The sequence below is a fragment of the Candidatus Pantoea rara genome (genome assembly GCF_051136265.1).
GTDB lineage: Bacteria > Pseudomonadota > Gammaproteobacteria > Enterobacterales > Enterobacteriaceae > Pantoea > Pantoea rara.
The window spans coordinates 3,834,468-3,849,772 of record NZ_CP194942.1; the positions used below are offsets into that span (position 1 = coordinate 3,834,468).

General features: G+C 55.1%; 12 protein-coding genes. 3 read left to right on the forward strand and 9 right to left on the reverse strand.

The features are described 5' to 3' along the window. Positions 1-27: 27 nt before the first annotated feature. The 6 genes from wecC to trxA form a co-directional block, all read right to left on the reverse strand. Positions 28-1,287, reverse strand: a complete 1,260-nt coding sequence (wecC, locus tag ACR8BF_RS18095; RefSeq protein WP_434745365.1) for a UDP-N-acetyl-D-mannosamine dehydrogenase — start codon at positions 1,285-1,287, stop codon at positions 28-30. After that, positions 1,284-2,414, reverse strand: coding sequence for a non-hydrolyzing UDP-N-acetylglucosamine 2-epimerase (wecB, locus tag ACR8BF_RS18100; RefSeq protein WP_292985190.1), 1,131 nt, complete (start codon positions 2,412-2,414; stop codon positions 1,284-1,286). The genes wecC and wecB overlap by 4 nt, the downstream gene beginning before the upstream one ends. A 10-nt stretch (positions 2,415-2,424) precedes the next feature. Continuing rightward, complete coding sequence (gene wzzE / locus ACR8BF_RS18105) at positions 2,425-3,474, reverse strand: ECA polysaccharide chain length modulation protein (protein ID WP_179899003.1); 1,050 nt, start codon at positions 3,472-3,474, stop codon at positions 2,425-2,427. A gap of 30 nt (positions 3,475-3,504) precedes the next feature. After that, positions 3,505-4,584, reverse strand: coding sequence for a UDP-N-acetylglucosamine--undecaprenyl-phosphate N-acetylglucosaminephosphotransferase (wecA, locus tag ACR8BF_RS18110; protein WP_179899002.1), 1,080 nt, complete (start codon positions 4,582-4,584; stop codon positions 3,505-3,507). A 280-nt stretch (positions 4,585-4,864) separates the two neighbouring features. Further along, positions 4,865-6,124 (reverse strand): transcription termination factor Rho, encoded by a 1,260-nt coding sequence (gene rho, locus ACR8BF_RS18115; protein ID WP_099257334.1) that lies wholly within the window; start codon positions 6,122-6,124, stop codon positions 4,865-4,867. Positions 6,125-6,475: 351 nt separating this feature from the next. Beyond that, entirely contained in the window at positions 6,476-6,808 is a 333-nt protein-coding gene (trxA, locus tag ACR8BF_RS18120; protein ID WP_003851963.1) for a thioredoxin TrxA, read from the reverse strand. A 117-nt stretch (positions 6,809-6,925) separates the two neighbouring features. Between trxA and rhlB the strand changes: the two genes are divergently transcribed. Together rhlB and gppA are read left to right on the forward strand one after the other, a co-directional pair. Next, on the forward strand, positions 6,926-8,218 hold the full coding sequence (gene rhlB, locus ACR8BF_RS18125) for an ATP-dependent RNA helicase RhlB (RefSeq protein WP_090966423.1): 1,293 nt from the start codon (positions 6,926-6,928) through the stop codon (positions 8,216-8,218). Between the two features lie 6 nt (positions 8,219-8,224). Next, positions 8,225-9,709, forward strand: a complete 1,485-nt coding sequence (gppA, locus tag ACR8BF_RS18130) for a guanosine-5'-triphosphate,3'-diphosphate diphosphatase (RefSeq protein WP_434745366.1) — start codon at positions 8,225-8,227, stop codon at positions 9,707-9,709. A 50-nt stretch (positions 9,710-9,759) separates the two neighbouring features. Here the strand turns inward: gppA and rep are convergent, their stop codons facing one another. Then, positions 9,760-11,781 carry a DNA helicase Rep gene (gene rep, locus ACR8BF_RS18135; protein WP_434745367.1) on the reverse strand — a complete coding sequence of 674 codons (2,022 nt, stop codon included), beginning with the start codon at positions 11,779-11,781 and terminating at the stop codon, positions 9,760-9,762. A 75-nt stretch (positions 11,782-11,856) separates the two neighbouring features. Here rep and ppiC point away from each other — a divergent pair, with 75 nt between their 5' ends. Further along, the gene (ppiC, locus tag ACR8BF_RS18140; RefSeq protein ID WP_179898999.1) at positions 11,857-12,138 is read left to right on the forward strand and encodes a peptidylprolyl isomerase PpiC; all 282 of its coding nucleotides are present in this window, start codon (positions 11,857-11,859) and stop codon (positions 12,136-12,138) included. Here the strand turns inward: ppiC and ACR8BF_RS18145 are convergent, their stop codons facing one another. Together ACR8BF_RS18145 and pdeH are read right to left on the reverse strand one after the other, a co-directional pair. Next, a complete protein-coding gene (locus ACR8BF_RS18145) occupies positions 12,139-14,199 on the reverse strand; it encodes an AsmA family protein (RefSeq protein ID WP_292985110.1) in 2,061 nt (686 codons plus the stop codon). Positions 14,200-14,262: 63 nt separating this feature from the next. Further along, positions 14,263-15,036, reverse strand: coding sequence for a cyclic-guanylate-specific phosphodiesterase (gene pdeH, locus ACR8BF_RS18150; protein WP_179899058.1), 774 nt, complete (start codon positions 15,034-15,036; stop codon positions 14,263-14,265). Positions 15,037-15,305: the final 269 nt, after the last annotated feature.

The window sequence follows — 15,305 nt, forward strand, 5'->3', positions numbered from 1 at the left end:
CGGCACCGCCCGTGATCAGAAAGCGCTTCATCGCCAGACACCTTTGGTGTCGACGATCCAGTTCTGCTGAACGTCGGCGGCATCCATGGCGCGGAAGCCACGGTGATCGACCAGCATCACCAGAATATCAGCCTGGGCCAGCGCCTGCTCGCAGGAGACCAGTTCGGCCCTATCCGCCAGAGCGTCCGCAAGTTGCTCAATATGGGGTTCAACCACCCAGGTTGTGCCGCTGTGCCATTCAGCAATGTTCTGCGCCACACCTACGGCCGGGCTTTCGCGCAGGTCGTCGATATTCGGTTTAAAGGCCAGGCCAAAGCAGGCGATAGTGATATCGCTGGCACGTTTGCCGGTCTGCGTCAGACAGTCCGCCAGCGCAGTTTTCACCTGGTCCAGCACCCACTGTGGCTTGGCGTCATTCACCTCACGCGCGGTGCGGATCAGGCGGGCTAATTCAGGATTCTGCGCCACGATAAACCAGGGATCAACGGCGATACAGTGGCCACCGACGCCCGGGCCAGGCTGCAGAATGTTGACGCGCGGATGGCGATTTGCCAGCGCAATCAGTTCCCAGACGTTGATGCCCTGATCGGCACAAATCAGCGACAGCTCATTGGCAAAAGCGATATTCACGTCACGGAAGCTGTTTTCCGTCAGCTTACACATCTCGGCGGTGCGGGCGTTGGTCTCAACGCATTCGCCTTTTAAAAACAGCCGGTAGAGTTCGCTGGCGCGAGCGGAACAGGCCGGCGTCATGCCGCCAATCACCCTGTCGTTGTTGATCAGCTCAACCATCACCTGGCCGGGCAGCACGCGCTCCGGGCAGTAGGCGACAAAAATATCGGGCGCCTCTCCGTGCTGCGGAAAGCGCAGGTCGGGACGCGCCGCCGCCAGCCAGTCAGCCATCTGTTCGGTACTGCCCACTGGTGAGGTTGATTCCAGGATGACCAGATCGCCCTTCTTCAGAACCGGCGCGATCGACTCCGCCGCCGCTTTCACAAAGCGAAGGTCGGGCTGATGTTCATCTTTGAAAGGCGTCGGTACGGCGATCAGAAAAGCGTCAGCGGCTTCAGGCTGCGTAGTGGCGCGCAGGTCGCCACGTGTGACAGCCGCATGCACCACCTGATCTAAATCGGGTTCCACGATGTGGATCGCGCCACGATTGATGGTTTCAACGGCACGCGCATTGATATCCACGCCCACCACTTTTTTTCCCTTTGAGGCAAAAACGGCTGCCGTCGGCAGCCCAATGTATCCCAGTCCAATCACGGAGATGGTTTCAAAACTCATAATTCGGCTCTGTTATCTTTTAAGGCTTGTAAAATTCGACCACAGGCTTTGCCATCGCCATACGGATTATGGGCGTGGCTCATAGCCTGCCAGGCAGCGTCGTCACTCAGTAATTGGCTGACACTGGCCACGATTCTGGCAATATCTGTTCCCACCAGTTTGACGGTACCGGCATCGACCGCTTCAGGCCGCTCAGTCGTGTCACGCATCACCAGAACCGGTTTACCCAGCGAAGGGGCTTCCTCCTGAATGCCACCGGAATCGGTAAGAATCAGCCAGGCGCGGTTCATCAACCAGACAAAGGGCAGATACTCCTGCGGTTCAATCAGGATAATATTCTCAATGCCGCTGAGTATCCGGTTAACCGGCTCGCTGACATTAGGGTTGAGGTGTACCGGATAGACAATCTGCGCTTCGGGATGCTGGCGGGCGATCTGCGCCAGCGCACTGCAGATACGTTCAAATCCACCGCCAAAGCTTTCTCGCCGGTGGCCGGTGACCAGCACCAGTTTCTTATCCGGATCGAGAAACGGATAGCGCGCCGCTAACTGTGCATTCAGATTGCTGTCATCCAGCACCCTGTCGCGTACCCATAGCAGCGCATCAATGACCGTATTCCCGGTCACGATGATGCGCGCATCGGGCAAATTTTCCTGCAACAGATTCTGCCGCGATTGTGAAGTTGGCGTGAAATGCAGACGGGCAAGATGGCCGGTGAGCTTACGGTTACCCTCTTCCGGCCACGGCGAGGCGAGATCGCCGGTACGCAGACCGGCCTCAACATGTCCTACGGGAATTTGCTGATAAAAAGCCGCCAGGCTCGCCGCCAGCGTTGTGGTGGTATCGCCATGCACCAGCACGATGTCCGGTTTGAAGTCGAGCAGGACAGTTTTCATGCCCTCTAAAATGCGGCAGGTAATCTCGGTCAGCCCTTGCTCAGGACGCATAATATTGAGATCGTAGTCCGGTTCCAGCTTGAACAGACGCAGCACCTGATCGAGCATTTCGCGATGCTGTGCAGTGACGCATAGCCGCGATTCAAAAGCGGGATCCTGCGACAATGCCTGAACCAGCGGCGCCATTTTAATCGCTTCGGGGCGAGTACCAAATACCGTCAGAACTTTCACACTGTTTCTCTCACTCATGCGTGTCTGACATCAGACGCGGACGACGTGCCAGCGCCACTCCTGCGCCTGTTAATGCCCCAACGGCACCCCACATAATCATCATGAACAGACGTCGCGGACTGTCACGTGATACCGGCTCTTCCGGCGTACGCAGGTAACGGTAGGTCTGGAACTTGCTGTTCAGTTTTGGCCCGGTCTGCAGCGTGGTCAGCATGGCTCTGTTCTGATCATAGCTGATATCAAAGCTCGGCCCGGTGGCGCGCAGGGTATCAAGTTGTCCCTGTAAAACAGGCTGGCCCAGCAGGAATAGATCGCTGTCCGCCAGGTTCTCACCGACTTCGCGCGTCTGTTTCTCATTGATGCCCTGCTGGCTGGCGATCTTCAATGCCTGCTCCAGCCGATGCTGCTGGCGCTCAAAGACCGCGTTAGCCACATCTTCCTGACGTTTCACCTGCGCCTGCAACTGGTCGCTACGCGCCCGCCAGGCGCCTTTTAACTCATCATTCAGATGACGCGCGGCGCGCTCACTGGCGTAGGCGATGTACTGACGCAGCAGATTGTTGGCGTCGCCAGCGGTTTCCGCTTTGAGTTTGACGTTATCAGGCAGGTTATGTGCCGCGTCAGCGGGCGTGAACAGAATATTGCCGATCATATCGTCGAGCAGCGCGGCATCGTTATGTGCATTGCCGGTTTTACGACTTTTGAAGTAATCCGTCTGCTGCCAGAACTCACGACGTGTATCCCACGAGGCGAGTTGCATGGTGAACTCCTGATAGACCTGATCCATCACCGTCGGTGACGGCGCAGCCAGGGTCAGGGCGTTGTTACGCACATCCAGATTGGTCAGGAACTGCTGCTGCGCATAGTAAGAACCCAGCATGTTCACCGTGGGACGATCGGTGATCGCTGTGGTGCTCCAGACCTGTTTCAGCAACAGTGTCACCAGCCAGGCGACCAGAGCAAATAGCAGCGCCAGCCCGACAATCCAGCGCTTGCCACGCCATAAACGGCAGCTCAGGCCGCGAATATCCAGTTCGTTGTCCACAACGTCAGAATGCATGGCAGAGGTATCCTTTAATCAGCATCGGGTTCATTTGTTTTTTGCATCGCGGTAATGACTCAGGCGACGCTTGATGCGCCGGATACGTCGCGCCACGCGCCACGCATGTTTCAGGCAGTAGCCATAAACCATAAAGGCGCCCAGGAACAGCAGCAGCATCACCCACTCCGGGATGAACGCCAGATACTCACCCAGCACACCGATACCGGCAAGGATGGCCGCCGCCACGGTGATCAGCACAAAGGCCTGACGCGAGGTAAAGCCGGCGCGCATAATCAGATGGTGGATGTGCTGGCGGTCAGCCGAGAACGGACTCATGCCTTTACGCAGGCGACGATACATAATCGCCACCATATCCATCAGCGGAATGGCGATAAGCCACAGGGCGGTAACGGGCGTAATGGGATGGCTCAGACCCTGCGTTGTTTCCAGCAGAATCCAGATAATGGTGAACCCGATCATGGTACTGCCGGCATCGCCCATAAAGACTTTGAAGCGACGGCCAAGGAAACCGAGGTTAAGCAGAATATAAGGAAGCGTGGCGGCAATCATCGCAAAACACCACATCGCAAGGCTGGTCTGGCCGTCGAAGTAGAGGATGATACCCATAGCGGCAAAGGTGACAGAGGAGAGTCCGCCCAGCAGACCATCGATCCCATCCACCATATTAAAGGCGTTGATCGCGGCCCAGACGGCAAATAGCGTCAGCACATAGCCAAAGGGTCCGACAATAAGCTCGAACGGGCCGGCGATAAAGCCCAGGCTAAGCAGATAGAGTTTTGCGCCAAACATCATCACCAGGGCAACAATGGCCTGTACTACCGCGCGGAATTTGACGCTGATGTCGAAGCGGTCGTCCAGTGCACCAACCAGCACCAGAACACCGGCGCAGCCCAGATAAAGCAGCGCATGTGGCAGGTAATAGTTGGTAATGGCAAACGTGAAGCAGATACCTGCGAACACAGAAATGCCGCCCACCAACGGAATGGCGCCATGATGGCGTTTACGTGAGTTAGGCTTATCAACTAAACCAATTTTTTTAGCTGCTTTTCGAGCAAAAAAGAGGAAAGCCAGGGAAAAAAGAAAAATTAAACCAAGCTCAGTACTCATAGTGAGTAAATTCACGTTAAACGCTCTCAGCTAACATCCCGCACAACAATACGCGAAAAAACGCGCCGATCGCTGTGTCGGATTCCGAATTCTGCATAAAGAGACAGACGAATGGTCAAAAATTCGCCATCACTACCACAGTCATTATAAATGCTCCTGCCAGTGTTCAATCCTATAGCTCACAAATGAAAAACGCCACGTTGAGACGTGGCGTAAGGTCGATTTTCTACACATTTGAACTAAAAAAGCCGAATCTGTGGTCCGGCCTGGCAGTATCGGATTATGAACGCTTCATCATGTCGAAGAATTCATCGTTGGTTTTGGTCATCGCCAGCTTGTTGATGAGGAATTCCATTGCGTCGATTTCGCCCATTGGGTGAATGATTTTACGCAGGATCCACATCTTCTGCAGCTCTTCCTGGGAAGTAAGCAGCTCTTCTTTACGTGTACCGGAGCGATTGTAGTCAATCGCAGGGAAGACACGTTTTTCAGCAATTTTACGGGCGAGATGCAGTTCCATGTTACCGGTACCTTTAAACTCTTCGTAAATGACTTCATCCATCTTCGAACCGGTATCAACCAGCGCGGTCGCGATGATGGTCAGGCTACCGCCCTCTTCCACGTTACGTGCAGCACCAAAGAAACGCTTTGGACGATGCAGTGCGTTGGCATCCACACCACCGGTCAGGACTTTACCTGAAGCAGGAACTACGGTGTTGTAGGCACGCGCCAGACGTGTGATTGAGTCGAGCAGGATGATGACGTCTTTCTTGTGTTCAACCAGACGCTTGGCTTTCTCGATCACCATTTCAGCAACCTGAACGTGGCGTGAAGCTGGCTCATCGAAGGTTGAGGCGATAACTTCACCTTTCACCAGACGCTGCATCTCCGTTACTTCTTCCGGGCGCTCATCGATCAGCAGCACCATCAAAGTACAATCCGGATAGTTGTATGCCAGGCTCTGCGCAATGTTCTGCAGCAGCATGGTTTTACCGGCTTTCGGCGGTGCAACGATCAGACCACGCTGACCACGACCGATCGGCGAAGCCAGATCCAGTACGCGAGCGGTTAAATCTTCCGTTGAGCCATTACCCCGCTCCATACGCAGACGTTTATTTGCGTGCAGCGGCGTGAGGTTTTCGAACAGAATCTTATTACGCGCGTTTTCCGGCTTGTCGTAGTTAACTTCGTTAACTTTCAGCAGCGCAAAATAACGTTCACCTTCTTTTGGTGGACGGATTTTGCCAGAGATGGTGTCACCCGTGCGGAGGTTGAAGCGGCGGATTTGGCTGGGAGAAACGTAGATATCATCAGGGCCGGCGAGGTAGGAGCTGTCTCCGGAACGGAGGAATCCAAATCCATCCTGAAGAATCTCCAGCACGCCATCACCGAAGATGTCTTCGCCGCTTTTCGCGTGCTGCTTCAGGATTGAAAAGATAATGTCCTGCTTACGCATGCGAGCCTGATTTTCCAGCCCCATATTTTCGCCGAGAGTAATCAGCTCAGCAACCGGCGTATTCTTTAATTCGGTAAGATTCATAGTGATGGGTTCTTAAACTCGGGGTAATACTCGGAATGTTTGTCGTGAGTGGTATGGCAACTAATCCATGCCGTTAATGGCTCTTTTCGGCTCTTCCCGACGATCATCGTATGGAATGGCGATCGGTATGCAGGGAGATGTCCGAATGTGATGCCAGAGTTGGAGCTAACCGTAAGATTGCTGAACCGTTCTATCTTTATAAGGTACAGGGCGACAGGGTTCAACAAGGGAAAACTTTAGATGCTAACTACAAGGTAAGTTCGTAATGCAGTGTTGGTAACTTAGCACGCCTGAAAGTGAACGTCCAGCAGCAGGAGATAAATTCACCACTGCCAGACGTTCAGTCCTGAATTACGCCAGATTGGCGTTCAGGAACTCTTTCAGCTGGCCTTTAGACAGCGCGCCCACTTTGGTCGCGGCGACTTCGCCATTTTTAAACAGCAGCAGCGTCGGGATACCACGAATGCCATACTTCGGTGCCGTGCCTGGGTTATCATCAATATTCAGCTTAGCGATGGTCAGCTTGCCATCATACTCTTCTGCAACTTCATCAAGGATTGGCGCGATCATTTTGCAAGGACCACACCATTCAGCCCAGAAATCTACCAGTGTAACGCCGTCGGCTTTCAGCACGTCGGTGTCGAAACTGTCATCAGTCAGATGAACGATTTTATCGCTGCTCATGTTTTACTCCACAAGATTATGCCTGGCGAATTGGCGTAAAATATACCAATGTTGGTTGACTTTATTTCATCGGATACGCTTTCGTAAAGCGATAGTAAGCTGATATTCTACCACACTATGAGCAAAACACACTTAACTGAACAGAAGTTTTCCGACTTCGCCCTGCACCCAAAAGTGGTGGAAGCCCTTGATACTAAAGGCTTTCAATACTGCACGCCGATTCAGGCGTTAGCTCTGCCTTTTACGCTTTCAGGGCGTGATGTCGCAGGCCAGGCGCAAACCGGTACCGGCAAAACGATGGCGTTTCTGACGTCAACGTTTCATCATCTACTCTCTCATCCTGCGGCGGAAGGTCGTCAGGTTAACCAGCCAAGGGCATTAATTCTTGCGCCGACGCGTGAACTTGCTGTGCAGATTCATGCAGATGCAGAACCCCTTACCGCCTCAACCGGCCTGAAACTGGGTCTCGCCTATGGCGGAGACGGTTATGACAAACAGCTGAAAGTGCTGGAGCAGGGCGTTGATATTCTGGTGGCTACCACCGGTCGCCTGATTGACTACGCGAAGCAGAATCACGTAAACCTCGGTGCCATTCAGGTCATGGTGCTGGACGAAGCCGATCGCATGTTCGATCTCGGCTTTATTAAAGATATCCGCTGGCTGTTCCGTCGCATGCCGCCGGCCACTCAGCGTCTGAGCATGCTGTTCTCAGCGACTCTCTCCTACCGCGTGCGTGAACTGGCGTTTGAGCACATGAACAGTGCTGAATATGTGGAAGTGGAACCGGAGCAAAAAACCGGCCATCGCATTCAGGAAGAGCTTTTCTACCCGTCTAACGAAGAGAAAATGCGCCTGCTCCAGACCCTGCTGGAAGAGGAGTGGCCCGATCGCGCCATTATCTTCGCCAACACTAAGCACCGCTGTGAAGATGTCTGGGGCCACCTGGCTGCAGATGGACACCGTGTCGGCCTGCTGACTGGCGACGTTGCTCAGAAGAAGCGCCTGCGCATTCTGGATGACTTCACCAAGGGTGATGTGGATATTCTGGTCGCGACGGATGTTGCGGCTCGCGGTCTGCATATCCCGGCTGTGACCCACGTCTTTAACTACGATCTGCCAGATGACTGTGAAGATTATGTTCACCGTATTGGTCGTACTGGTCGTGCGGGTGCCAGCGGACACTCAATCAGCCTGGCCTGTGAAGAGTACGCGCTGAACCTGCCTTCGATTGAAGAGTATATTGGCCACAGCATTCCGGTCAGCAAGTACAGCAGCGAAGCGTTGTTAACCGATTTACCGCCACCTAAGCGCCTGCAACGCAGCCGTACCGGCAGTGGCCCGCGTCGCGGGGGAAATAACGCCAATCGTCGCGGTGCTCCACGCAATAACAACCGTAAACGTTCAGGTTAGGGCACCATGCTAAGCGCATCGTCACTTTATGCAGCGATTGATTTAGGATCTAACAGCTTTCATATGTTGGTGGTGCGCGAGGTCTCTGGCAGTATTCAGACCGTCGCAAAAATTAAGCGCAAGGTTCGCCTTGCTGCCGGTCTGGATAAAAATAACCTGTTGTCAGCCGATGCGATGTCGCGTGGCTGGCATTGCCTCAGACTCTTCTCTGAACAACTGCAGGATATCCCCCCCGATCAGATTCGCGTAGTGGCGACCGCTACGCTGCGTCTGGCTGCCAATGCGCAGACCTTCCTCGACACGGCTCAACAGATTCTCGGCTGTACTATCAACGTCATCAGCGGTGAAGAAGAGGCGCGCCTGATTTATCAGGGCGTGGCCCATACCACCGGCGGTTCCGACCAGCGTTTAGTGGTTGATATCGGCGGCGGCAGTACCGAGCTGGCCACCGGCGATGGTTCGCATGCGTCGGTGTTGTTCAGCCTGTCGATGGGCTGTGTGACATGGCTGGAGCGCTTCTTCAGCGATCGACACCTGGGAAAAGAGAATTTTGAGCAGGCCGAACAGGCGGCGCGTGAGATGATCCAGCCCATTGCAGCGCAACTGCGTGAGCAGGGCTGGCAGGCCTGTGTCGGTGCATCAGGCACGGTTCAGGCGCTGCAGGAGATCATGGTGGCGCAGGGCATGGATGAGCGCATCACGCTGAATAAACTGCAGCAGCTGAAGCAACGCGCCATCCAGTGCGGCAAACTGGAAGAGCTGGAAATCGAAGGGCTGACGCTGGAACGGGCACTGGTGTTCCCCAGCGGCCTGTCGATCCTGATTGCCATCTTCCAGGAGCTCAGCATTGATAGCATGACGCTGGCGGGCGGCGCACTGCGGGAAGGACTGGTCTACGGCATGCTGCATCTGCCCATCGACCGCGATATCCGGACCCGCACGCTGCACAACGTCCAGCGCCGTTTCAGCATCGATGTTGAGCAGGCAGACCGCGTGCGTCAGCTGGCAGAAAGTTTCTTCCGTCAGGTTTCTACACCGTGGAAGCTGGATCAGCGCTGTCGTGAGCTGCTGCTCAGCGCCTGCGCGATCCACGAAATCGGCCTGAGCGTTGACTTCCGTCATGCGCCACAGCACGCGGCGTATCTGGTACGTCACCTCGACCTTCCCGGTTTCACACCGGCGCAGAAGAAGCTGCTGGCCTGCTTGCTGCAAAACCAGAGCGGCAGCATCGACCTGGCATTGCTGACTCAGCAAAACGCCCTGCCGCCGCGTCTGGCGGAACGGATGTGCCGTCTGCTGCGACTGGCGATTATTTTCTCCACCCGCCGTCGCGATGACACTCTGCCTGCTGTGCGGCTACAGGCAGACGACGATGCCCTGCATCTGACCCTGCCCGCAGGCTGGCTGGAGGCGCATCCACTGCGCAGTGAACTGCTGGAGCAGGAAAGCCACTATCAATCTTACGTCCACTGGTTATTAACGCTGTCGTAATCTCGTAACCATACCCGCCTGAGGCGAATCTCCTTCGCCTCACGCCACATTTAACTCTTTTTCGCCTTATCCAGCATCGCTCTCAGCCCCGCCACCCGACTCTGCCCGGTTTTCATGCGCTCTTCCGCACTGACCACTTTGCGTTCGGTTTCCCATTGCAGGTCGTCCTGCGGCAGTTCCAGCAGAAAACGACTCGGTTCTGGCCGGACTAACTCGCCATATTGCCGGCGTTCGCGACACAGGGTAAAGGTCAGCTCTTTCTGCGCCCTTGTGATCCCCACGTAAGCCAGGCGACGCTCCTCTTCGATATTGTTCTCATCGATGCTGCTCTGATGCGGCAGGAGTCCCTCTTCCATGCCCACCAGGAACACATAGGGGAACTCCAGCCCTTTGGAAGCGTGCAGCGTCATCAGTTGCACCTGATCCAGCTCTTCATCGCTTTCACCGCGCTCCATCATGTCGCGCAGGGTAAAGCGCGTCACCACCTGCGCCAGCGTCATCGGCTCATCAATATCACTGCCTTCCAGCATTTCGGTCATCCACTGAAACAGCGTGTTGACGTTCTTCATCCGCATTTCGGCAGCTTTTGGACTGCCGGAGGTTTCGAACAGCCAGCTTTCGTAATCGATGCCGCGAATCAAATCGCGTACCGCGTTCACCGGCTCCCGTTCGGTGAGCTGGATAATCTCATTCAGCCAATGGGTGAAGCGCTGCAGATGCTCCAGACCACGGCCGCTCAGCGTCTGCCCCAGGCCGACATCGAAACTGGCGTTGAACAGGCTTTTGCTGCGCAGATTGGCCCACTCACCTAGCTTCTGCAACGTAGCCGGGCCAATTTCGCGGCGTGGTGTATTGATGATACGCAGAAACGCGCTGTCATCTTCAGGATTGGTCAGCACGCGCAGATAGGCGAGCAGATCCTTGATCTCCGGCCGGGAGAAGAACGAGGTGCCACCAGAGATGCGATAAGGGATACGGTTCTGCATCAGAAACTTTTCAAAGGTTCGTGACTGATGGTTGCCGCGATAGAGAATCGCGTAATCTTTGTACTGTGTTTTGTTGATAAAGTGATGCGCGATCAGTTCGCCGGTCACCCGCTCCGCTTCGTGCTCTTCGCTGTTAGCGGTCAGCACTTTCAGTTCGCTGCCCTGCCCCAGCTCGGAAAACAGGCGTTTTTCAAAGACGTGCGGGTTATTCGCAATCAGGATATTCGCCGCTTTCAGTATGCGCTGCGAAGAGCGGTAGTTCTGCTCCAGCTTCACCACCTCCAGCGCCGGGAAATCCTGGTTCAGCAACACCAGATTCTGCGGCCGCGCGCCGCGCCAGGAGTAGATGGACTGATCATCGTCGCCGACCACTGTAAAGCGCGCACGTGCGCCAACCAGCAGTTTGACCAGCTCATACTGGCTGGTGTTGGTGTCCTGATATTCATCCACCAGCAGATAGCGGATACGCTGCTGCCAGCGTTCGCGCACCTCCTGATTACGCTGCAGCAGCAGCGTCGGCAGCAGGATGAGGTCGTCGAAATCAAGCACATTGCATGACTTAAGATGCTGGCTGTAGAGGGCATAGCAGTGGGCAAAAATAGCATCCTGCTGCGAGCGTGCCAGCGCGGCGGCACCCTGCGGATCGATCAGATCATTTTTCCAGTTTGAGATGGTGGAGATGAGCTGCTGTAGCAGCGTCTTATCCTCTTCCAGCCACTCTTTTGTCAGCTCTTTCAGCAGAGCGAGCTGATCCTGATCGTCGAACAGGGAGAAGTTAGACTTCATGCCCAGCGCCGCCGTTTCGCGTTTGATGATCTCCAGTCCCAGCGTATGGAAAGTCGAGATCAGCAGGCCGCGTGCCTCTTTGCGGCCCAGCGTCTGCGCCACACGCTCTTTCATTTCTCGCGAAGCCTTATTGGTAAAGGTCACTGCAGCAATATGGCGCGCCTGATAGCCGCATTCACGAATCAGGTGGGCAATTTTATTGGTAATCACGCGGGTTTTGCCCGATCCCGCGCCCGCCAGCACCAGACAGGGACCGGTAACAAATTCGACGGCACGTTGTTGGCTGGGGTTTAAACGCATAAAAGAAATCGCCTGATTGAATCAAAAGAAAGGGGTTTATACTGGGCGGCAATTATACACAACCGAGATACCAACATGGCGAAAACCGCGGCGGCTTTACACATCCTGGTCAAAGAGGAAGCGCTGGCAAAAGAGATTCTGGCGAAACTGACGAAAGGCGGCAATTTTCAGGAGCTGGCAAAGAAGCACTCAACCTGTCCTTCCGGCCGTAAAGGGGGCGATCTGGGCGAGTTCCGTCAGGGACAGATGGTGCCGGCCTTTGATAAAGCGGTCTTTACCTGCCCGCTGCTGACGCCCTACGGGCCGGTAAAGACCGGCTTTGGTTATCACATTATCAAGGTGCTCTACCGCAACTAGTTACTTCTTCTGCTTCATCTGCTGCAGGACGTTGCTGCACTGGTTGTCTTCATTATCGCTTGGCGAGATCAGTGCCAGCAGCGCCGCTGCCGGACCCACAACCGCGCCCAGCGCCACGGCAGCGGCACCACGCGCCAGCAGCGGTCCCGCTTTCACGCCCGCATCAGGATTTTTAAAGGTGCCACGCACATAGAGCGGCGAACGCAGCGTCACAATGCGGATGCCTTTACTCTCCGGATTCACCGACAGATCCAGCCGCTCACTGGCGAAGTTTGCGTTGCCGGACACATTGATAATCGCGTTCTCGGTATCAAACACAAACAGGTTAGGCGTTGCCACACCATTCTGCAGCTTGAGATCGGTGGCGGCGCAGTTGATGCGCACCTGGTCATCGCCAAACAGTTTGCCCACCACGTAGTTACCGACGTTGAGTCCGGCAATCTCCATCAGGCTGCGGCTGATCAGACCATCATTCATCAGCAGCTTAAGTTGCCCGTTACTGGTCGCCAGCAGATCGGCCACGGAGTTACCGGTGCCGGTAAAGCTGGCATCGCCGTTAAGCTGGCCGCGGCTGTTCTTCATCGCCTCCACCTTCGGGAAGAGCTGACGCAGCTGCAGCTTACGGACATGAAGATCAACCCGACCACGCATCGGCGAGTGATCGCCCTCCAGCCGGATAGTGCTGTTGAGATTGCCGCCCGCCACACCAAAGCGCAGCGGGTCCAGCAGCAGATCGCCGTTTTTCAGCTGTAAGTGGGTATAGAGATCGCTTAACGGCAGTGAATTACTGTGTTCAATCCGTTTGCCGCTGAACTTCACGTCGGCGTCCATCACGTCCCAGTTTTTGGTCTCGAACTTATCGTGCGGCAGCACGCGGTCGGCGGGCTGATTCGATTTCTCACCGCGACGGGCTTTGGCCTGCGCGGTTTTATCACTGCCTTTGCCGGAGTTCACGCCAATCAGCGGCCCCAGATCGGCCATACGCAGCTGCTCAGAGGCTAGCTCGCCACTGAGTGTCGGGCGAGGTTTGACCTGACTGTAGATCAGCGAACCATGAATATCGCTGTCGCCGATGTGCCCATTGAATTTCTCATAGCGGTAGACAGCGCCCTTTTCGCCACTGAATTTAGCAATCAGATGGCCGTCGGTTTCATAGGGCGGTGTGTCAGGCAACAGGACGCCGGTCAGGCCATAGAGATTCGCCAGCGTATCCCCCGAGAAGCGCAGTCGCACGTTAAGCCCGCCGAGATTCATCGGGTCCTGCAGACCGCCGGTCACCTGAACGCGCGTGGTGCCGTTGCGCACATCGGCCTGAATCGGAAACGGGGTGTTCTGACTGCGTAGTGAGAGCATGCCGCCAATCTTACCGTCGCCGCTGAGTGACTCATTGTTATAAGTGCCTTTCGCCTGCCAGCCAAAGACGAAGTCGCCTGCGCCCTTCTGCTGGTCATTGCCTCCGGCAATCTGCGTATAGGGCACCGGTTTGCCCAGCGGATTGACCTGCACCGTGACATCGGCATGGTTAATGGCGTCGCGATAACGGATTTGTCCCTGATCAAACAGAATATTATCCAGACGGAAGGACCAGGCAGACGGCGCGGCACTCTTCTCATCTTTGCCGCTATCGGCAAGCGTAAAGGTCCAGTTATTCTTTTTATCGGCGGTCTGGATCAGTCGGGCATCAGGACGCTGCAACTTAATCCACGGGATGAAGAGTTCTTTGTGCAGCAGCGACAGCGGCGACAGGGTGGCGTCGACACGCTGCAGATGCACCATGGTGACGTCAGAAATGTCAGGCGGATTACCCAGCATAATATCTTCCGCATGGATCTGCGGCCACGGCACCCAGCGCCGCCAGCCAGCCTCGTCGCGATTTCGTGCCCAGTCGATGCCCAGATCCCCGCGTATCGCAAAGGGACGGTTTAACTCGGTTGAGACTTTCTGATTGATGGTGGGCTTCAGGCGATTCCAGTCAAAGGTCGCGATGATGACGATAATCACCACGATCAACAACACCAGAATTCCTGCTATCCAACTGACTATTTTTCCAGTACGCGACATTACGCTTTCTCCTTGCACATTCACGGTCTGCGTTAAAGATAGTCGAGACCGCGCGCAACGGCATCAGGGAAGCTGGAGAGTGAGATGATTCAATTCGGAAAAGGGGATCGGACGCGAAAAGTAGTAGCCCTGCGCAGCAACAGCGGGCGATGCTTTGACCTGCTGCCACTGCGCTTCCGTCTCCACGCCTTCAACAATGACGCCATGGCAATATCGATTGATCAGCGCCAGCAGCATGGAAAAAAGGTCGCGCCCTTCATGGGTCGTGCCCAGCATGATAAACAGGTCGCGCGACAGCTTGATGTAATCATATTTCAGTTCAGTCAGCGCCGAAAAATTCGCCATACCCGAACCGAAGTCATCCAGCCACAGCGGTCCCAGTTCAGGTATTTTTGCCACCTTCTCTTCCAGCGGCAGCGCCTGATGCTCGGTGAGTTCAAAGCGTATCCAGGGCAGCCGGGCAATAAGCTGGCGAATAGCAGGTCGATGCTGAATGGCGAGCAGTGAGGGACCGTCAATGTTGACCGAGGCGACGACATCATTGCGTTCAAAAAACGCAGTCCATTCTGCGAGCAGTTCAAGCTGCTCATACACGACGTTCAGGCGCTGAGCAATGTCGAGTCCGGCAAACCAGGCTTCAGGCGAGAGATTCCGCTCTGGCGCCATGGGATGATAAACGGCGGTCAGCAGTTCAATGGCGAGTAACCGACCGGTTACCCGATAGATCGGCTGAAACCGATAGCGTCGATGACATTGCTGCCAGAAGAGCGAGGTTTCCGGCGGAAGATTAAGGTCGGTTGAAGACGGCAGCCATTGGCTAAAGCTCTCCATCACTATGCTATTTTCCTGGTTGGTAACAGGCCCCCAAACGGGTGGCTGCAGCGATTATCAAAAGTGTCTGTGATAAAGAGATGAACGGCCTGGCGATATGAAGCGGCGAGTTTATCAGCCGTTCCGCTAACATAATCGGCTAAACAGGCCGATGTTAGCCGCTCTTATCAGCCAGAATGGGGCCGTTTCCGACCTTAAGTTAAATTAAAACAGCGTTTTAAAAACATTTGACGTCTGCCATACCAGACGCGAGACTAGGGCGATATTTCACTACA

Excerpts from the sequence above, each read along its gene's own strand:
- wecC (WP_434745365.1), bottom strand. The coding sequence starts at position 1,287 with ATGAGTTTTGAAACCATCTCCGTGATTGGACTGGGATACATTGGGCTG.
- wzzE (WP_179899003.1), bottom strand. The coding sequence starts at position 3,474 with ATGCATTCTGACGTTGTGGACAACGAACTGGATATTCGCGGCCTGAGC.
- wecA (WP_179899002.1), bottom strand. The coding sequence starts at position 4,584 with ATGAGTACTGAGCTTGGTTTAATTTTTCTTTTTTCCCTGGCTTTCCTC.
- rho (WP_099257334.1), bottom strand. The coding sequence starts at position 6,124 with ATGAATCTTACCGAATTAAAGAATACGCCGGTTGCTGAGCTGATTACT.
- trxA (WP_003851963.1), bottom strand. The coding sequence starts at position 6,808 with ATGAGCAGCGATAAAATCGTTCATCTGACTGATGACAGTTTCGACACC.
- rhlB (WP_090966423.1), top strand. The coding sequence starts at position 6,926 with ATGAGCAAAACACACTTAACTGAACAGAAGTTTTCCGACTTCGCCCTG.
- gppA (WP_434745366.1), top strand. The coding sequence starts at position 8,225 with ATGCTAAGCGCATCGTCACTTTATGCAGCGATTGATTTAGGATCTAAC.
- rep (WP_434745367.1), bottom strand. The coding sequence starts at position 11,781 with ATGCGTTTAAACCCCAGCCAACAACGTGCCGTCGAATTTGTTACCGGT.
- ppiC (WP_179898999.1), top strand. The coding sequence starts at position 11,857 with ATGGCGAAAACCGCGGCGGCTTTACACATCCTGGTCAAAGAGGAAGCG.
- ACR8BF_RS18145 (WP_292985110.1), bottom strand. The coding sequence starts at position 14,199 with ATGTCGCGTACTGGAAAAATAGTCAGTTGGATAGCAGGAATTCTGGTG.